The organism is Pseudomonas sp. HR1 (assembly GCF_030175875.1).
Taxonomy (GTDB): domain Bacteria; phylum Pseudomonadota; class Gammaproteobacteria; order Pseudomonadales; family Pseudomonadaceae; genus Chryseomonas; species Chryseomonas oryzihabitans.
In genome coordinates this window covers 348271-366134 of the sequence record NZ_JASNRF010000004.1, presented here as the reverse complement: position 1 = coordinate 366134, position 17864 = coordinate 348271, and the positions used below count along the sequence as shown (strand labels likewise).

The 17864-nt window shown below is 65.9% G+C and carries 15 protein-coding genes; 6 read left to right on the top strand and 9 right to left on the bottom strand.

The window, feature by feature from the left end; genetic code table 11:
• Nucleotides 1–48 precede the first annotated feature (48 nt).
• Both mnmH and selD read right to left on the bottom strand, forming a co-directional pair.
• The gene (gene mnmH, locus QKY98_RS17000; protein WP_284671300.1) at nt 49–1149 is read right to left on the bottom strand and encodes a tRNA 2-selenouridine(34) synthase MnmH; all 1101 of its coding nucleotides are present in this window, start codon (nt 1147–1149) and stop codon (nt 49–51) included.
• Nucleotides 1149–2183 carry a selenide, water dikinase SelD gene (selD, locus tag QKY98_RS16995; RefSeq protein ID WP_027601626.1) on the bottom strand — a complete coding sequence of 345 codons (1035 nt, stop codon included), beginning with the start codon at nt 2181–2183 and terminating at the stop codon, nt 1149–1151. Before selD ends, mnmH begins: the two co-directional genes overlap by 1 nt.
• A 343-nt stretch (nt 2184–2526) precedes the next feature.
• Between selD and QKY98_RS16990 the strand changes: the two genes are divergently transcribed.
• Entirely contained in the window at nt 2527–3717 is a 1191-nt protein-coding gene (locus tag QKY98_RS16990) for a CynX/NimT family MFS transporter (RefSeq protein ID WP_284671299.1), read from the top strand.
• Here QKY98_RS16990 and QKY98_RS16985 read toward each other — a convergent pair.
• From QKY98_RS16985 to QKY98_RS16960, 6 genes are read right to left on the bottom strand one after another with little or no spacing between them, the layout of a single operon-like run.
• Nucleotides 3714–4523, bottom strand: a complete 810-nt coding sequence (locus QKY98_RS16985) for a DUF4892 domain-containing protein (RefSeq protein WP_284671298.1) — start codon at nt 4521–4523, stop codon at nt 3714–3716. The two genes, QKY98_RS16990 and QKY98_RS16985, sit on opposite strands and share 4 nt — an antisense overlap.
• Nucleotides 4524–4529: 6 nt before the next feature.
• Nucleotides 4530–5411, bottom strand: coding sequence for an alpha/beta fold hydrolase (locus QKY98_RS16980; RefSeq protein ID WP_284671297.1), 882 nt, complete (start codon nt 5409–5411; stop codon nt 4530–4532).
• Between the two features lie 31 nt (nt 5412–5442).
• The gene (locus QKY98_RS16975; protein ID WP_017641977.1) at nt 5443–5886 is read right to left on the bottom strand and encodes a hotdog fold thioesterase; all 444 of its coding nucleotides are present in this window, start codon (nt 5884–5886) and stop codon (nt 5443–5445) included.
• 20 nt (nt 5887–5906) lie between these two features.
• Complete coding sequence (gene sixA, locus QKY98_RS16970) at nt 5907–6362, bottom strand: phosphohistidine phosphatase SixA (protein ID WP_284671296.1); 456 nt, start codon at nt 6360–6362, stop codon at nt 5907–5909.
• On the bottom strand, nt 6359–6658 hold the full coding sequence (locus tag QKY98_RS16965) for a DUF4389 domain-containing protein (RefSeq protein ID WP_007160482.1): 300 nt from the start codon (nt 6656–6658) through the stop codon (nt 6359–6361). Before QKY98_RS16965 ends, sixA begins: the two co-directional genes overlap by 4 nt.
• Before the next feature lie 31 nt (nt 6659–6689).
• Entirely contained in the window at nt 6690–7712 is a 1023-nt protein-coding gene (locus QKY98_RS16960) for an NAD(P)H-dependent glycerol-3-phosphate dehydrogenase (RefSeq protein WP_284671295.1), read from the bottom strand.
• Between the two features lie 377 nt (nt 7713–8089).
• On the opposite strand from QKY98_RS16960, the gene fabA reads away from it, so the two are divergent.
• The 3 genes from fabA to QKY98_RS16945 all read left to right on the top strand — a co-directional run bounded on the left by fabA (nt 8090) and on the right by QKY98_RS16945 (nt 11302).
• Nucleotides 8090–8605, top strand: coding sequence for a 3-hydroxyacyl-[acyl-carrier-protein] dehydratase FabA (gene fabA / locus QKY98_RS16955; protein WP_007160484.1), 516 nt, complete (start codon nt 8090–8092; stop codon nt 8603–8605).
• Nucleotides 8606–8616: 11 nt separating this feature from the next.
• Nucleotides 8617–9834, top strand: a complete 1218-nt coding sequence (fabB, locus tag QKY98_RS16950; protein WP_027598063.1) for a beta-ketoacyl-ACP synthase I — start codon at nt 8617–8619, stop codon at nt 9832–9834.
• Between the two features lie 253 nt (nt 9835–10087).
• Nucleotides 10088–11302 (top strand): sugar MFS transporter, encoded by a 1215-nt coding sequence (locus QKY98_RS16945; RefSeq protein WP_027601621.1) that lies wholly within the window; start codon nt 10088–10090, stop codon nt 11300–11302.
• A 414-nt stretch (nt 11303–11716) separates the two neighbouring features.
• On the opposite strand, the gene QKY98_RS16940 is transcribed toward QKY98_RS16945, so the two are convergent.
• The gene (locus tag QKY98_RS16940) at nt 11717–13066 is read right to left on the bottom strand and encodes a dicarboxylate/amino acid:cation symporter (RefSeq protein ID WP_027598064.1); all 1350 of its coding nucleotides are present in this window, start codon (nt 13064–13066) and stop codon (nt 11717–11719) included.
• Nucleotides 13067–13443: 377 nt separating this feature from the next.
• Here QKY98_RS16940 and QKY98_RS16935 point away from each other — a divergent pair, with 377 nt between their 5' ends.
• Nucleotides 13444–14184, top strand: a complete 741-nt coding sequence (locus tag QKY98_RS16935; protein ID WP_284671294.1) for a 4'-phosphopantetheinyl transferase family protein — start codon at nt 13444–13446, stop codon at nt 14182–14184.
• A gap of 608 nt (nt 14185–14792) precedes the next feature.
• Nucleotides 14793–17708, top strand: a complete 2916-nt coding sequence (locus QKY98_RS16930) for a ribonucleoside-diphosphate reductase subunit alpha (protein WP_284671293.1) — start codon at nt 14793–14795, stop codon at nt 17706–17708.
• The last annotated feature ends 156 nt before the right edge of the window (nt 17709–17864 follow it).

Here is a 17864-nt window from a genome sequence, read left to right as displayed (position 1 = left end):
CGGAACGGCCGGATAACCGCAGCGTAGACCGCCAACCCCAAGCGCTGTTCAGCGCCGGTTGCGCAGAAACTCGACCACTGCGGCCTGGTCACCGCTGAAGATCACCCGGGACGCCTTGCTCTCGCGCTGATAGGCGTACATGGGATCGTAGTATTCCGCCAGCAGGCCCTCGATCCAGCCGCGATGCGCCGCGACGTCACCCGAGCGCTCCTGCTCGGCGAGGGCGTCCTCGAGAATGGCCGACAGGCGCTGGAAGCGTTCGCCCCCCAGGCGCTTGGCGATGCCGGAGAGACTCTTGCGCAGCTGCTCGGCGAACAGGCCGAAGCCCTGTTCGGGGCCGTACAGGGCCACGAATTCCGCCGCCAGGTCGATGACGTAGTCGCGCAGGATGCGCTCGATACGGTTTTCCCGGCTGTCTTCCAGCCAGACCAGCGGGTACTGCTGCATGCCCTGGTGCAATTCCAGCGGCAGGGAGCAGCGACCGACCAGGCGCGATTCGTCTTCCAGCACGAATTGCGCCTGCCCGTCATGGCGGCGGCGCAGCAGGTCGATGGCCAGGCTGTTCTCGAAATCGATCTGGCCCGGCTGGGGCGTGGCCCGCTTGCCGAAGCTGGAGCCGCGGTGATTGGCATGGCCTTCGAGGTCGACGGCGTTGTCGAGCTGTGCCACCACCTCGGTCTTGCCGGTGCCGGTCATGCCCCCCACCACCACGAAGCCGCACTCGGCCAGGGCCTGCTGCAGCGTGTCGATGAGAAAGGTACGCATGGCCTTGTAGCCGCCCACCACCCGTGGATAGGCGATGCCGGCTTCGCTGCGCAGCCATTCCTGACTGATCTGGGAGCGCAAGCCACCGCGGAAGCAATAGAGGTAGCCCTCCGGATGGGCCTGGGCGAAGTCGGCCCAGGCCTGGATGCGCGCCTCCTTCACCGCCCCGGACACCAGCTGGTGACCCAGTTGCAGCGCCGCCTGCTGACCCTGCTGCTTGTAGCGGGTGCCGACGCGTTGGCGCTCCAGGTCATTCATCAGCGGCAGGTTGGTGGCCTGGGGAAAGGCGCCCTTGGCGAATTCCACGGGGGCGCGGACATCGACCAGGGGGACATCGCTCAGGAACAGCGCCCGCAGGTCGCGGGCATCCTCACGCTGGCTCATCAGGCCACCTCGACCGCATGGGCGCGCCGGCTCACCAGCTGCCCTATGGGTTGCAGGGCCAGGCCCAGCTCCGCCGCCACGGCGAGAAACTCCGCCTCGCCCTCGGGTGCCACGGCCACCAGCAGGCCGCCACTGGTCTGGGGGTCGCACAGCAGCTGGCGGCGGCCTTCATCCAGCGGGGCGATACGGCTGCCGTAGCTGTCGAAGTTGCGCTCGGTCCCGCCAGGCACGCAGCCCTGCTGCAGATAGAAATCCACGCCTTCCAGGCGGGGAATGGCGGCGAAGTCGAGTTCGGCGGTGAGGCCACTGCCGTCGGCCATCTCAACCAGGTGACCCAGCAATCCGAAGCCGGTGACGTCGGTCATCGCCGTGACGCCGGCCAGGCGGCCGAAACGGCTACCGGGACGATTGAGCTGGCACATGGTGTCGCGCGCCAGATGGCGATCCTCGGGGCGCAGCAAGGCCCGCTTCTCGGCGGTGGTGAGGATGCCGATGCCCAGCGGTTTGGTCAGATAGAGGCGGCTGCCCAGGGTCGCGGTGTCGTTGCGCTTGAGATGGCGCTTTTCGACGATTCCGGTCACGGCCAGGCCGAAGATCGGCTCGGGAGCGTCGATGGAATGACCGCCCGCCAGGGGAATGCCGGCTTCGTCGCACACGCGACGACCGCCGGCGATGACCTCGCGCGCCACTTCCGGCGGCAGCACGTTGACCGGCCAGCCGAGGATGGCGATGGCCAGCAGGGGGTCGCCGCCCATGGCGTAGATATCGCTGATGGCATTGGTGGCGGCGATGCGCCCGAAATCGAAGGGATCATCGACGATGGGCATGAAGAAATCGGTGGTGGAGACCACGCCGCGCTCTTCGTCCAGGCCATAGACCGCCGCATCGTCGCGCGAGGCATTGCCCACCCACAGCCGCGGATCCAGGTGCTGGGCGCCGCTGCCGGCCAGGATGGTCTCCAGGGTCTTGGGGGCGATCTTGCAACCACAACCGGCGCCGTGGCTGTATTGGGTGAGGCGAATGGGATCGGTCATCGTTACTCCGGTTCAGCGGTGGCGCTGGTTCGACAGCCAGCGCGAAGGGGCGTAATAGTAGCAAATGCCCGTCAGCCGGCGGGCACCGACCGCGCCTAACAGATCGCCAGCCAAAGCAAAAGGGCTGTTTTCTGGCGGTAATCCACAGTTGCTGTGGATAACCTCGTGGAAAACCTCCAACCGACCCCGGACAAGCGAGCGGCGGTGCGGCGATGGACGAACTGGCGATTTTTTAGCCGGTCCGCCAACTATTTTTTCCCGTTGAAGGGTAGCGAACGGAAGCGCCGTGCGTTATGGCCAGGGTGCGCTAGCATTGCCAGTTCCCCCGGTCATAGCCGTACTCATGTCTTCTCCAGCCTCCTCCCCCCTTACCCCCTGGCAACGCGGCCTGCTGCTCGCCAGCCTCATGCTCATCGCCCTCAACCTGCGCCCGGCGCTCTCCAGTCTGGCGCCCCTGTTACGGCAGATCGAGGCCAGCACGGGTCTTTCCAGCAGCGCCATCGGCCTGCTCACCACCCTGCCGGTGCTCTGCCTGGGGTTGTTCGCGCCCCTGGCTCCGCGCCTGGCCCGCCGCTGGGGTAGCGAACGCACGCTTGGCGCCATCCTGGCATTGCTGGCCGCTGGCATCGTCCTGCGCAGCCTGCTGCCGCCCCTGGGCCTGTTTCTCGGCAGCCTGATCGCCGGCGCCTGCATCGGTATCCTCGGCGTCCTGTTGCCGGCCCTGGTCAAGCGCGATTTCCCCGCCCAGGCCGGCCAGCTGATGGGGCTCTACACCATGATGCTGTGCATAGGCGCCGCCGTGGCCGCCGGGGCCACCGCGCCGCTCGCAGAGGCATTCGACGGCCGCTGGCAACCGGCCCTCGCCACTTGGGCCCTGGTCGCCGTGGTGGCCCTGCTGGTCTGGCTGCCGCAACTGCGCCAGCCACCCACCATCGCACCGCGCCGCGGGACTGGCGGTTCGCTGTGGCGCAATCGGCTGGCCTGGCAGATCACCCTGTACATGGGCCTGCAGTCGTCGCTGGCCTATATCGTCTTCGGCTGGCTGCCCACCCTGCTGATGGATCGCGGCCTGGGCATGGTGCAGGCCGGCCTGATGCTGTCGGGTTCGGTGATGACCCAGCTGGTCAGCGCCCTCACCGCCCCCTGGCTGGCGACGCGGGGCCAGGACCAGCGCCTGGCCATCGTGGTGGTGATGAGTCTGACCCTCGCCGGCCTGCTGGGCTGCCTTTACGCCCCGGTCGGCAGTCTCTGGCTGTGGGCGGTGATACTCGGCCTGGGCCAGGGCGGGACCTTCAGCCTGGCGCTCGCCCTGCTGGTGCTGCGCTCGCGGGATGCGGAAACCGCCGGACGGCTATCGGGCATGGCCCAGGGCGCGGGCTACAGCCTGGCCTCGCTCGGTCCGCTGCTGGTGGGCATCATCCACGACGCCACCCACGGCTGGGCCCCCATGGGCGTGCTCTTCACCCTGATCGCCGTGCTGGCCACGCTGTTCGGCCTGGGTGCGGGGCGGACCCGCTACGTCAACGACGTCTAGCGGCGATAGAGTCCGGCGGCTCGACTGGCCTCGGTCTGCAGCCGCGGCGCGCGGATACCCGCTTCGCGCAGGGCACGCTGCCAGGCGTCTGCCTGGTCGCCGCCCAGGGTCACCGCCACATCGCCATTGAGCGCCAGGGCCGCCGCCAGCCGGGCGATCCAGGGTTGCTCCGGGGCTCGCTCCAGGGCGGGCAGGAGCAGCTGACCGTCGCGCTGCAACTCCTTGAGCAGAGTGGCGGCGCTCGGCAACAGTTCAGGGAGGGGCTGGCCAGCCTGCAGCCGCTCGGCATGCAGGTAGCCGCGACGGTTGCCGCGGGTGATGCCATAGAGCGTCAGCACCGTCTGCGGCTCCGCCAGTTGCAGCACCAGCAGCCCCTGCTGATCGTCCGGTCCATAGAGCATGGCCTCGCCCAGCAGGCTGTTGGCGATGACGTTGCTGGCGCCGCAATCACGCCCTTCGCACCAGTAGAGCAGCGTCGCGCCCTGCTGCTGCAGGCGCTGCCGCTCGCTGTCCAGCCGTGCCAGCGGCGGATGGCCGCTGGCCAGCTCGAAGGTCTGGGTCTGGAGCTGGCCCTCCACCTGCAGCGAGTCCTCCAGGCGCAGGCGACCGCCGATGCGACTGACTGGCCCCAGCGGATAGAGGCGTTCGGCGGTTGCCGGTCCGCTTTCGCGCACCAATTGGGCATGGTCCATGGGTGCGATCTCCGGCAGCACCTCCGCCTGCGTCGTCCCAAGGGACAGCAGCAGGCCGATCAGCAGGAGGCGTCGCAGGAAGCGGGAGCGCGGGCAGAACAGACGGCTAGGCATGCCGCATTATTCGTCGTGCCCGGTGCCGGCGGCAAAGAAGGCATTGAAACAATCTGCGACGGCCTGGGCGCCCGCCGCATCGTCCAGATGCAGATGGTGCCCGCCCGGCAATTCGTGAAGGCTGAAGTTCGGCTGTTCTCGCGCCAGGCGCATGGCCTCGGCATGGGGCGCCACCAGGCCAGCCGTGGCCACCACCAGGGCTGTGGGGCAGCGCACCGCGCGCAGACAGGCTTCGGCCTGCTCCGGGGTGAACCTCATTCGACTGGGCAGCCTCAGGTGGGGATCAGAACGCCAGGTGTAGCCACCGGGTACCGCCATCAAGCCACGCTCGGCGAGCAGCTCGGCGGCTTCCCGACTGACCGTCAGCGACCCCTTCAGCCGCGCCGCCACGGCGTCTTCCACCGTGGCGTAGACCGGCTTGCGCCGGTTGGGCAGCTCCAGCTCCGCCAGCAGCGCCTTGCCGAGTTTCTCGGCGATCTCCTCTGCCGGCGTTGTATAGGGCAGCAGGCCATCGATCAGCGCCAGGCGCTCGATCTGCTCCGGCAGGGCCGCGGCGGCGATGACGCCGACGATGGCGCCCATCGAATGGCCAAGCAGACCGAAGCGATCCCAGCCCAGTTGCCGCGCGGCCGCGAGCACATCCAGCCCATAGTCCTGAATCGCATACCCAACGCCTGCGGGACGATGGGCCGACAGACCATGACCCGGCAGGTCCAGAGCGACGATGCGCAGGCCGTGCAGCCGTGGCGCGAGCTGGGCGAAGGTCATGGCATTGTCCAGCCAGCCATGCAGCGCCAGCACCGGATAGCCATCTTCCGGACCGAAGACCCGTGCGCTCAACTCGATATGGGGCAATTCCAGCCGCAATTCCTGCACCTGGGCGGTCATGATTTCCACTCCGCGGGTGCCAGTGCGCGCTTCATGCCGGGGAGGCATCCCGCTGCAAGGGCACCACGGCTACCGTCAGCCGCGAGACACAGGTCAGGCGCCCCTCTTCATCGCTCAGGCGGATGTCCCAGACATGGCTGCTGCGCCCCAGGTGCAGGGGACGCGCCACCGCCGTCACCCGCCCGGAGCGCACGCCCCGCAGGTGGTTGGCATTGATTTCCTGACCCACGCAATAGAAGCGCGAGCGATCCACGCAGAGCATGCTGGCGATCGAGCCCACGGTTTCCGCCAGGGCCACCGACGCGCCGCCATGCAACAGCCCCATGGGCTGGTGGGTGCGGCGGTCGACCACCATGCTGGCGGTCAGGCTGCTGTCGTCCCAGGCTTCGATCCGCATGTCCAGGTGTTCGGCCAGGGTGTTCTCGAGCGCACGCCCGAGGTCCTCAGGATCCGGAAGGGTCTGCCAGATGCTCATGTACTTTCCTTGCAAGGGCGTCAGCCGTGGAAGCGACTGACCAGATCGAAACCGCCGGCCAGGGGCAGCGGCGCCTCCAGGCACAGCAGGGACGCGGTACCCATGGCCACCGGTGCCTGCCGATGACCGTGCAGCAACCAGCCGGCCAGTTCACCGACGAAGGGATTGTGGGTCACCAGCAGCAGCTCCTCCACCTCCAGTCGCGCCAGCTCCGCCAGGGCGCGTTCCGGCTCGCCGTCGGGCGTGGTCCAGGAAACGCTGCGCAACTCGCCCGGCCAGCCCAGCTGCTGTTGCACCAGGGCCGCCGTCTGCTGCGCGCGCACATAGGGACTGGCGAGGATGAGCTGCAACTCGGCACCCTTGAGCTGCAGGGCGCTACGCAGCACCTCGGCGCGACCGGTCGCGGTCAGCTCGCGCAGCTCGTCACTGGGCGCCCGCGCCTCGGCTTCGCCATGCCGCAGGAGCCAGAGCTTCATGGCGCGGTGGCGGAACGGTCGTCGGGTTGCTCGGTGGCCGGCCAGTCGGCGAAGGGCCAGGGCTTCACTTCGCTGGCGAAGGTTCCGAAGCGGACGATCTGCGCCAGATAGCTGCCCAGGGCCGCGCCAAAGGCGGTCAGACCGGGATTGGCTTCGCCCTTGATCAGGCGCACCACCAGCTGCACCAGCACCACCACCGCCAGCACGTACTGCGCACCCAGCCAGACGAACAGGAACAGCAGCATCCAGATCAGGCGCAGGCCTAGCAGCTCGCGGGAATGTTCGGGTTGGGACATGGGAATTCCTCTTTTCAGACAGTGTAGCGGCTCAATTGAGGGGGGCATCCGCCACATCGACATCGGTCTTGGGCTCGCCGCCCATCAGGGCCTCGATCACCTGCCCCAGGCTGCGGCCCTCGAACAGGATCGCATAGAGGCCGTTGACCAGGGGCATGTAGACGCCCAACTCGTCCGCTTTTTCCTTGAGCACGCGCAGGGTATTGACGCCTTCCGCGGTCTCGCCGATCTGGGCCACCGCCTCGTCCAGGGTCAATCCTCGCCCCAGGGCATGGCCGACTCGGTAGTTGCGGCTCTTCTCCGACGAGCAGGTCACGATCAGGTCCCCTACCCCGGCCAGGCCCAGGTAGGTGATGGGATTGGCGCCGCGCTGCACGGCGAAGCGGGTCATCTCGGCCAGGGCCCGGGTGATCAGCATGCTGCGGGTGTTCTCGCCCATCGCCAGGGCCGCGGCCATGCCGGCGATGATGGCGTAGACGTTCTTCAGGGCGCCGGCCAACTCCACGCCGAGACGGTCGGCACTGGCATAGACGCGGAAGGTGCGGCCGTGCAGCGCCGCCTGGACCCGCCGGCACACGGCTTCGTCCTCGCTCGCCACCACGGTGGCGGTGAGTTGGTGCTCGGCGATCTCGCGGGCGAGGTTGGGCCCGGAGATGATGCCGATGCGCGCCCGCGGCACGATTTCCGCGAGGATCTCGCTCATCAGCATGAAGGAGTGCGCCTCGATGCCCTTGGTGGTGCTGACGAGGAAACGCCCTTCCAGCTGCTGGGCGATGGGTGCCAGGGCCTGGCGCAGCGCGCTCGACGGCAGGGCCACCAGGATCAGCTCGCAGCCCTGGATGGCGCCCTGCAGGTCACTGGTGGCCTCGACCGCGGCGTGCACCTTGATACCCTTCAGATAGCGCGGATTCTCGCGCTCGCGGCGGATGGTCTCGGCCTGTTGCGGATCGCGCATCCACAGGCGCACCGGCAGCCCGTTCTCGGCGACCAGATTGGCCAGGGCGGTACCGAAGCTGCCGCCGCCCAGGACGGCGATGGGGGATTGGACTGTCATCGAAACTCTCGGCTTCACCGCAATCACGCGGCCTCGTCGCTCAGTATACGGTAGCCGCGCGCCGGCCTCAGGGCCCGTTCACGGTCTGCCGCGCATCGGCCGAACGGTATTGAAAACGCCCGAGGAATACTTATCTAGGGTGGGCAAACACCCCTTTCCCGGTACTGCCCGCCGCGTCGCCCCAAGGCGCGCGCGACCCCGAGCGGGCGCCCAGGATGGAGAATTGACTGCGAAAAGTGCACAATGGTCCGTTAACGAGCGGGGCGCTGGCCTGTGACTTTCCCGATGCCCCGGCAGTCTACTGCTACACGAAGCCATACCCAGAGCGACCTTCGGAGTCGCCAGAGCCTGGACCTAGGCCAGCTACAGGAGCTTGCATGACCAAACAACACGCCTTTACCTACGAAGACTTGCTGCGCTGCAGCCGTGGCGAGCTCTTCGGTCCGGGCAATGCCCAATTGCCCGCACCGAACATGCTGATGATCGATCGGATCACGCATATCAGTGAGGTAGGCGGGAAATACGGCAAGGGCGAACTGGTGGCGGAACTCGATATCCGTCCCGACCTCTGGTTCTTCGGTTGCCATTTCGAGGGTGACCCGGTGATGCCGGGCTGCCTGGGCCTGGATGCCATGTGGCAGCTGGTCGGTTTCTACCTTGGCTGGCAGGGCAATCCGGGTCGCGGTCGCGCCCTGGGCTCTGGCGAAGTGAAGTTCTTCGGCCAGGTACTGCCGACCGCCAAGAAGGTCACCTACAATATCCATATCAAACGCACCATCAACAGGTCGCTGATTCTGGCCATCGCCGATGGCACCGTTAGCGTGGACGGCCGCGAGATCTACTCCGCCGAAGGTCTGCGCGTCGGCCTGTTCACTTCCACCGATAGCTTCTAAGGGCTTTTCGCATGCGTCGCGTCGTCATTACCGGTCTGGGTATCGTTTCGTGCCTGGGCAATGATAAAGACACCGTTTCCGCCAACCTGCGCGCGGGTCGTGCCGGCATCCGTCACAATCCGGAATATGCCGAGATGGGTCTGCGCAGCCAGGTTTCCGGTTCCATCGACCTGAACCTCGAAGAATTGATCGACCGCAAGGTCAAGCGCTTCGTCGGCGATGCCGCCGCCTACGCCTACCTGGCGATGGAGCAGGCGATCAAGGACTCCGGTCTGTCCGAAGAGCAGGTCTCCAACCCCCGCACCGGTCTGATCGCCGGTTCCGGTGGCGCTTCCACCTTCAACCAGATGGAAGCCCTGGACATCCTGCGCGAGAAGGGCGTCAAGCGCGTCGGTCCCTACCGCGTGACCCGGACCATGAGCAGCACGGTCTCCGCCTGCCTGGCCACCCCCTTCAAGATCAAGGGCCTGAACTACTCCGTAGCCTCGGCCTGCGCCACCAGCGCCCACTGCATCGGCCTGGCCATGGAGCAGATCCAGCTCGGCAAGCAGGACGTGGTCTTCGCCGGTGGCGGCGAGGAAGAGCACTGGACCCAGAGCATGCTGTTCGATGCCATGGGCGCGCTCTCCAGCGACTACAACGAGACGCCGGAAAAGGCTTCCCGTGCCTACGACAGCAAGCGTGACGGCTTTGTCATCGCTGGCGGCGGCGGCATGGTGGTGGTCGAGGAGCTCGAACACGCCCTGGCCCGCGGCGCCAAGATCTATGCCGAGATCGTCGGCTACGGCGCGACCTCCGACGGCTACGACATGGTCGCCCCGAGCGGCGAAGGCGCCATCCGCTGCATGCAGCAGGCGCTGTCCACCGTCGACGGCGAGATCGACTACCTGAACACCCACGGCACCTCCACCCCGGTGGGCGACGTGGCCGAGATCAAGGGCGTGCGCGCCGTGTTCGGCGACAAGGCTCCGGCCATCAGCTCCACCAAGAGCCTGTCGGGTCACTCCCTGGGCGCTGCCGGTGTGCACGAGGCCATCTACTGCATGCTGATGATGGAAGGCAACTTCATCGCCGGTTCGGCCAACATCGACGAACTGGATCCGGAAGTCGCCGACCTGCCGATCCTGCGCGAGACCAAGGAAAACGCCAAGCTGGATCTCATCATGAGCAACAGCTTCGGTTTCGGCGGCACCAACGCCACCCTGGTACTCAAGCGCTGGCAGGGCTGATAGCCCTCGCTTGTGTGACCCAAACGGCGCCTCTGGCGCCGTTTTTCATTTCTGCTCCCTGCCCCGCTGAACCGGTCACGGGCCCCGCGGTCGAAGGCGCCGGCACTTCGCCTGCGAACCTCCAGGAAGAATGGATTCAGCAGCACGAATAGCTTAATCTCGCGCCGCTTCGCTGTACCTGCGCAGCCGCCATAGACAGCGCTGTCCGAACTAGCGGGCAGAAACAAGAAACTGTTGTACCCATGGAGCCCCAATGCACAATCAAAACCAGAGCTACCGCGGACCCTTGATCGTCCTCACCATGCTGTTCTTCATGTGGGGTCTGATCACCTCGCTGAACGACATCCTGATCCCCCACCTCAAGGCGGTCTTCACCCTCAGCTATCTGCAGGCCTCGCTGATCCAGTTCTGCTTCTTCACCGCCTACTTCATCGTCTCCTTCCCGGCCGGTCGCCTGGTGGAAAGCCTGGGCTACAAGAAGGGCATCATCGTCGGCCTGCTCACCGCCGGCGTCGGTTGCGTACTGTTCTACCCGGCCGCCGGAGCCCACTCCTACGGTTTCTTCCTGACTGCCCTGTTCGTGCTGGCGGCCGGTATCACCGTGCTGCAGGTGGCGGCGAACCCCTACGTCACCATCCTCGGCAAGCCGGAAACCGCGGCCTCGCGCCTCAACCTGACCCAGGCCTTCAACTCCCTGGGTACCACCGTCGGCCCGCTGGTGGGCGCAGTGACCATTCTGGCGCTGGTCGGTGAAGACTCCGCCGCCCATTCGGTGCAGCTGCCCTACCTGATCCTGGCCGGCATGCTGGTCGCCCTGGCGGTGATCATCGGCCTCTTCCGCCTGCCGCAGATCAAGGACACCGAGCAGGACAACGCCACCGACGAGAACGCCCTGACCGCCAACAGCGTCTGGGCCTATCGCCATCTGCTGCTCGGCGTGGTCGGCATCTTCATGTACGTGGGTGCGGAAGTGTCCATCGGCAGCTACCTGGTGAGCCTGATGGAAAGCCCGGACGTGGCTGGCCTGAACGCCGCCACCGCCGCCAAGTACCTGTCCCTGTACTGGGGTGGCGCCATGGTCGGTCGCTTCATCGGCGGCGTGATCATGACCAAGGTGCGGCCGAACCTGGTGCTGACCTTCAATGCCATCGCCATTGGCGTGCTGCTGGCCGTGGCCGTGCTGCAGGGTGGCAAGGTCGCCATGTGGGCGCTGCTGGCCATCGGCTTCTTCAACTCCATCATGTTCCCGACCATCTTCTCCCTGGCACTCAAGGGCCTGGGCAAGTTCACCTCCAAGGGTTCGGGCCTGCTGTGCATGGGTATCGTCGGTGGCGCACTGGTGCCGGCCATCCAGGGCTACTTCGCCGACACCATCGGCCTGCTGCCCTCCTTCCTGATCCCGCTGGTCTGCTACCTCTACATCCTGTTCTACGGCGTGATGGGCTATCGCCCCACCCTGCGTCGCTGATCAACCCCGAAGCGCTGGCGGCCCGCCAGCGCTTCGTCCCTTCTGCTACCCCTCCGCTCTCCTCCTTCCTTATCTCTCACCTGATCGACCGACCTGCACACCTGCCAGATAGCGGGCTGTACGACCCTGCACGCGCGACCTGACCCACCCTGCGCCATCCCCGCACCTTCCGCCATGCAGCATCGGCAGAGGCCGTCTGGAGGGCCCTGCCTTGCCCTTCGCTCTCGGCGTAGCCAAGACGGCTGGGAGGGCTCTCCCATACCTGCCAATCGAAGGGCCTGACCTTACGGTCTGACGCGGCGCGGCCACCCTGCTCTGGCCAGATCCCAGGCAAAAGAAAACGCCCGTATCTTTCGATACGGGCGTCTTGTCGTTACCGCAGGGACCGCTCCAGGCGCGGCCCTCGCGTCAGGCTCAGGCAGGCTGGCGAGCTTCCTCGACTTCGACGGCGTTCGGGCCGCGAGCGAGTTCGGTCTTCAGGGTCTGCTCGTCCAGCTGGCCGCACCACTTGGCGACCACGATGGAGGCCACGCCGTTGCCGACCAGGTTGGTCAGGGCGCGGGCTTCGGACATGAAGCGGTCGATACCCAGGATCAGCGCCAGGCCGGCGACCGGTACGTGACCGACGGCGGACAGGGTGGCGGCCAGCACGATGAAGCCGCTACCGGTGACGCCTGCAGCGCCCTTGGAGGAGATCAGCAGCACCAGCAGCAGGGTGATCTGGTGGGTGATGTCCATCTGGGTGTTGGTGGCTTGGGCGATGAACACCGCAGCCATGGTCAGGTAGATGGAGGTGCCGTCGAGGTTGAAGGAGTAGCCGGTGGGGATCACCAGGCCGACCACCGACTTCTCGGCGCCCAGCTTCTGCATCTTGGTCAGCATGCGCGGCAGGGCGGACTCGGAGGACGAGGTACCCAGCACGATCAGCAGTTCTTCACGGATGTACTTGATGAACTTGAGGATGCTGAAGCCGTGCATGCGCGCCACGGCACCCAGCACCACCAGCACGAACAGCAGGCAGGTGATGTAGAAGCAGGCCATCAGGTAGCCCAGCTGCACCAGGGTGCCGACGCCGTATTTGCCGATGGTGAACGCCATGGCACCGAAGGCGCCGATGGGGGCGAGCTTCATGATGACGTTGATGATGTTGAAGAAGACGTGGGAGATGCGGTCGATGAAGTTGAACACCAGTTGACCGGTCTCGCCCAGGCGATGCAGGGCATAGCCGAACAGCACGGCGAAGAACAGGACCTGCAGGATCTCACCGGTGGCGAAGGCGTTGACGACCGTCGACGGGATGATGTTCATCAGGAAGTCGATGGTGCTCTGCTTCTCGCCAGCCGCGGCGTAGGCAGCGATGCCCTTGGTGTCCAGGGTGCTGACGTCGACGTTCATGCCGGCGCCCGGCTGGACGACGTTGACCACGATCAGGCCGATCAGCAGCGCGATGGTGGAGAAGATCTCGAAGTACAGCAGCGCCATGCCGCCGGTCTTGCCCACGGCCTTCATGTTCTGCATGCCGGCGATACCGGTCACCACGGTGCAGAAGATGATGGGCGCGATGACCATTTTGATCAGCTTGATGAAACCGTCACCCAGCGGCTTCATGGCAGCGCCGGTCTGGGGATAGAAGTGGCCGAGCAGCACACCCAGGACGATCGCCACGATCACCTGGAAATAGAGACTCTTGTAGAGCGGCTGCTTGACGGGACGCTTGGGCGCGGGAGCTGTGGTAGTTGTTGTTGTGTCGACGGTTGCTGTCATGGCTCTTTCCCTTGTGGCCACTACCTGACGTCCTGTCTGAGTGGGCACCTGACTGAAGTTGGCTCTCTCATCCTGAGAGCTTTTTGTTGTGGACCTGGCGGCCGCGCGACGGTGACACCAGTATCTGGCTGGATATAAGCAATCGCCGTTCCACTTCTTGGTGCGCAATCAAAGGGCCAGCTTTCATGCACCTTTCAGTCGAAAGTCTAGTTGTCAGCGGTGGGCGGAACCCCGCCACCCGACGAAAAGGGGCGGAAATCCCCCACCGCGCGAGGCGGTTTTCCGCCAGTCGCCGTCGGTAGTCGGCTATCCTTTGCGCGCCTTTCCAGCGGCGCCTGCCCTGATCCGTTGCCGCCTTCGAGGAGTATCCGGCCGAGATGCCCGCCCTGCCCCCTACCGACCTGCCCGGCTGCTGCACAGCGCCCGCGCCGCTGCCGCCGCTGGCGGAGGAGTTCGACGCCCTGGCCCTGCTGCACTGCCGCTTCGATCCCGCCCAGGTGAGCTTCGAGCGCGACGCCCTGCGCCTGGGCGCCCTGCCGCCGGACAACATCCGTCGCGCCGTGGCCAAGCGCCAGGCCGAATACCTGGCCGGGCGTCTCTGCGCCCGCGAGGCCCTGCGGCAGCTCAGTGGCGCGCCGGCGGTACCCGGTCATCGCCGCGAGGATCGTGGCCCCGCCTGGCCCGCCGGCTGGGTCGGCGCCATCACCCACAGTCACGGCTGGGCCGCCGCGGCGGTGGGCAGCGCCCAGGACTACCTGGGTCTCGGCCTGGATGTGGAAACCCTGCTCGAACCGGCCAAGGCCCTGCGTCTGGCCGACCAGATCCTCACCCCGGCCGAACGGGAAAGCGTGCAGGCGCTGGACGAAGAGCAGCAGGCCTTTGCCATCACCTTGGCGTTTTCCGCCAAGGAGAGTCTGTTCAAGGCGCTGCATCCCCAGGTCGGGCAGATGTTCTTCTTCCAGGATGCCGAGATCCTTGGCACCGATCCCGGCGGGACCTTCGATATTCGGCTGCTGATCAAGTTGTCGCCGCGCTGGTCCGCGGGGACCTCGCTGCGCGGTCACTACCGCCTGGACGAAGAACGGCGGTTGCTCACGCTGATTGCGCCCCGTCGCTGAGGCTCTCCTATATAGAGAAAGGGTCGTCCGGTCGATCGGGTGCACAAACGCTGGCCGGGGCAGAACGTCGCAGCGGCTATCGAACGTTTTCTTATGGTGGAGAAAATGCTCATAGCGAACCGGTATATCCCGTGACGCTTTTGTCTCACCCGCCCAGTCACGTTGTACGTTATTTGACCACTTCGCTCTGATCCTAGCCTCCACGCGCACTGGCTGGGCACCACCCCCAGGATACCCCCCAGTCCCGAACAGCTTATCCACGTCTTATCCACAGCCGGAAACGTGACAAACGCGACATCTAGTGGCCCTTGCACCCCCGCACCACCATATATAGCAGTTCGTCGGCATGGCCTGGGACGGCGAAACACCCCTCTGTCAAGACTGTCTTCCCTAACGAGGAGGGCTTATCCTGTCGCCCGAATTATGAATTTCCAGGGTCCCTGACCCCGAACGCCGGCTCCTGCGGGAATCGGCGCTGGTACGGCTTTTCGTTGGAATCTTCATTGGTAATGGCGCGACAGGCAGTCGTCGCGCAGGCCCACGGGCCGACACTCTTCCGGATCGCCGGCTCGCCGACGATCCCCTCTTTCCGATCAAGGGAGTTCCGCATGCACACCGACCTGACCCGCGAGCAAGCCCAGCAGGGCCGCCCGGCGCAAGATGCCAGCCAGGACCTGGGCGCCACCGCCCCCGGTCAACTGCGCGTCATCAAGCGCAACGGTACCGTCGTCCCCTACACCGACGACAAGATCACCGTGGCCATCAGCAAGGCTTTCCTCGCCGTGGAAGGCGGTACCGCCGCGGCCTCCTCGCGCATCCACACCACCGTCAAGCAGCTCACCGACCAGGTCAGCAGCACCTTCAAGCGCCGTATGCCCTCCGGTGGCACCATCCATATCGAAGAGATCCAGGACCAGGTCGAACTGGCCCTGATGCGCGCCGGCGAGCAGAAGGTCGCCCGCAGCTACGTGATCTACCGTGAAGCCCGCAGCCAGGAGCGCAAGCAGGGCGCCGCGAGCGACATCGCCGAGCCGCACCCGAGCATCCGCGTGACCAAGGCCGACGGCACCACCCAGCCGCTGGACATGGGCCGCCTGAACACCATCATCAGCGAAGCCTGCGAAGGCCTCGAAGAGGTGAACGGCGAGCTGATCCAGAAGGAAACCCTGAAGAACCTGTACGACGGCGTGGCCGAGAAGGACGTCAACACCGCCCTGGTGATGACCGCCCGCACCCTGGTCGAGCGCGAGCCCAACTACTCCTACGTCACCGCCCGCCTGCTGCTGGACAGCCTGCGCGCCGAAGGCCTGAGCTTCCTCGGCGTGGCCGAATCCGCCACCCACCACGAGATGGCCGACCTCTACGCCAAGGCCCTGCCCGCCTACGTCGCCAAGGGCGTGGATCTGGAGCTGCTGGACCCGAAACTGGCCACCTTCGACCTGGCCAAGCTGGGCGCCGCCATCGATCACGAGCGCGACCAGCAATTCACTTACCTGGGTCTGCAGACCCTGTACGACCGCTACTTCCTGCACAGCCACGGCACCCGCTTCGAGCTGCCGCAGCTGTTCTTCATGCGCGTGGCCATGGGTCTTGCGCACATGGAGAAGGACAAGGAAGCCCGCGCCATCGAGTTCTACAACCTGCTGGCCAGCTTCGACTACATGGCGTCCACCCCGACGCTCTTCAACGCCGGCACCCTGCGTCCGCAGCTCTCCAGCTGCTACCTGACCACCGTGCCCGACGACCTGTCCGGCATCTATGGCGCCATCCACGATAACGCCATGCTGTCGAAGTTCGCCGGCGGCCTGGGCAACGACTGGACCCCGGTGCGGGCCCTGGGCTCCTACATCAAGGGCACCAACGGCAAGAGCCAGGGCGTCGTGCCCTTCCTCAAGGTGGTCAACGACACCGCCGTGGCGGTCAACCAGGGCGGCAAGCGCAAGGGCGCGGTCTGCGCCTACCTGGAAACCTGGCACCTGGACATCGAGGAATTCCTCGAGCTGCGCAAGAACACCGGTGACGACCGTCGTCGTACTCACGACATGAACACCGCCAACTGGATCCCCGACCTGTTCATGAAGCGCGTCTTCGAGGACGGCAACTGGACCCTGTTCTCCCCCGCCGACGTGCCCGATCTGCACGACCTCTACGGCAAGGCCTTCGAAGAGCGCTACGAGTACTACGAAGCCCTGACCGAGTACGGCAAGCTCAAGCTGCACAAGACCATCAAGGCCAAGGACCTCTGGCGCAAGATGCTGTCCATGCTGTTCGAGACCGGCCACCCGTGGCTGACCTTCAAGGACCCGTGCAACCTGCGCAGCCCGCAGCAGCACGTAGGCGTGGTGCACAGCTCCAACCTCTGCACCGAGATCACCCTGAACACCAACAAGGACGAGATCGCCGTGTGCAACCTGGGTTCGGTGAACCTGGTGAACCACATCGTCGACGGCAAGCTGGACACCGCCAAGGTCGCCCGCACCGTCAAGACCGCCGTGCGCATGCTCGACAACGTCATCGACATCAACTACTACTCGGTGCCCCAGGCGGAGAACTCCAACCTCAAGCACCGTCCGGTCGGCATGGGCATCATGGGCTTCCAGGATGCGCTGTACCTGCAGCACATCGCCTACGGTTCGGATGCCGCCGTGCAGTTCGCCGACACCTCCATGGAAGTGATCAGCTACTACGCCATCCAGGCCTCCTGTGACCTGGCCGAAGAGCGTGGCAGCTACTCCAGCTTCCAGGGTTCGCTGTGGTCCCAGGGCATCCTGCCGATCGATTCCGAGAAGCGCCTGATCGAAGAGCGCGGTGCCAAGTACATCGAGGTCGACCTGTCCGAGACCCTGGACTGGGCCCCGCTGCGCGAGCGTGCCAAGAAAGGCATCCGCAACTCCAACATCATGGCCATCGCGCCGACCGCGACCATCGCCAACATCACCGGCGTGTCCCAGTCGATCGAGCCGACCTACCAGAACCTCTATGTGAAGTCGAACCTCTCGGGCGAATTCACCGTCATCAACCCCTACCTGGTACGCGACCTCAAGGCCCGCGGCCTGTGGGACTCGGTGATGGTCAACGACCTCAAGTACTACGACGGCTCCGTGCAGCAGATCGAGCGCATCCCGCAGGATCTGAAGGACCTGTACGCCACCGCCTTCGAAGTGGAGACCAAGTGGATCGTCGAGGCCGCCAGCCGTCGCCAGAAGTGGATCGACCAGGCCCAGTCGCTGAACCTGTACATCGCCGGCGCCTCGGGCAAGAAGCTCGACGTGACCTACCGCATGGCCTGGTTCCGCGGTCTGAAGACCACCTACTACCTCCGTGCCCTGGCCGCCACCAGCACCGAGAAGTCGACCATCAACACCGGCAAGCTGAACGCCGTGAGCGCCGACCCCATCACCGGCGTCCAGGCCAGCGCGGCCCCCGCCCCGGCGCAGAAGGTCGAAGCGGCGCCCGCCGCGGCACCGGCTCCGGTGCCCAAGGCCTGCAGCCTCGACGATCCCGAGTGCGAAGCCTGCCAGTAAGTACCCAAGCCCTCTCTTAGCAGAGGGCTGCTCTTTATCCCCTCTCCCACCGGGAGAGGGCTAGGGTGAGGGCCTAACCCCCACCCGCGCACCGCTCTAGATCCCCTCTCCCCTTGGGAGAGGGCTAGGGTGAGGGGGGGCCCCCCCCCCCCCCCC

Coding starts and splice junctions, on each gene's coding strand:
- mnmH (WP_284671300.1), bottom strand. CDS start 1,149: ATGAGCCAGCGTGAGGATGCCCGCGACCTGCGGGCGCTGTTCCTGAGC.
- selD (WP_027601626.1), bottom strand. CDS start 2,183: ATGACCGATCCCATTCGCCTCACCCAATACAGCCACGGCGCCGGTTGT.
- QKY98_RS16990 (WP_284671299.1), top strand. CDS start 2,527: ATGTCTTCTCCAGCCTCCTCCCCCCTTACCCCCTGGCAACGCGGCCTG.
- QKY98_RS16985 (WP_284671298.1), bottom strand. CDS start 4,523: ATGCCTAGCCGTCTGTTCTGCCCGCGCTCCCGCTTCCTGCGACGCCTC.
- QKY98_RS16980 (WP_284671297.1), bottom strand. CDS start 5,411: ATGACCGCCCAGGTGCAGGAATTGCGGCTGGAATTGCCCCATATCGAG.
- QKY98_RS16975 (WP_017641977.1), bottom strand. CDS start 5,886: ATGAGCATCTGGCAGACCCTTCCGGATCCTGAGGACCTCGGGCGTGCG.
- sixA (WP_284671296.1), bottom strand. CDS start 6,362: ATGAAGCTCTGGCTCCTGCGGCATGGCGAAGCCGAGGCGCGGGCGCCC.
- QKY98_RS16965 (WP_007160482.1), bottom strand. CDS start 6,658: ATGTCCCAACCCGAACATTCCCGCGAGCTGCTAGGCCTGCGCCTGATC.
- QKY98_RS16960 (WP_284671295.1), bottom strand. CDS start 7,712: ATGACAGTCCAATCCCCCATCGCCGTCCTGGGCGGCGGCAGCTTCGGT.
- fabA (WP_007160484.1), top strand. CDS start 8,090: ATGACCAAACAACACGCCTTTACCTACGAAGACTTGCTGCGCTGCAGC.
- fabB (WP_027598063.1), top strand. CDS start 8,617: ATGCGTCGCGTCGTCATTACCGGTCTGGGTATCGTTTCGTGCCTGGGC.
- QKY98_RS16945 (WP_027601621.1), top strand. CDS start 10,088: ATGCACAATCAAAACCAGAGCTACCGCGGACCCTTGATCGTCCTCACC.
- QKY98_RS16940 (WP_027598064.1), bottom strand. CDS start 13,066: ATGACAGCAACCGTCGACACAACAACAACTACCACAGCTCCCGCGCCC.
- QKY98_RS16935 (WP_284671294.1), top strand. CDS start 13,444: ATGCCCGCCCTGCCCCCTACCGACCTGCCCGGCTGCTGCACAGCGCCC.
- QKY98_RS16930 (WP_284671293.1), top strand. CDS start 14,793: ATGCACACCGACCTGACCCGCGAGCAAGCCCAGCAGGGCCGCCCGGCG.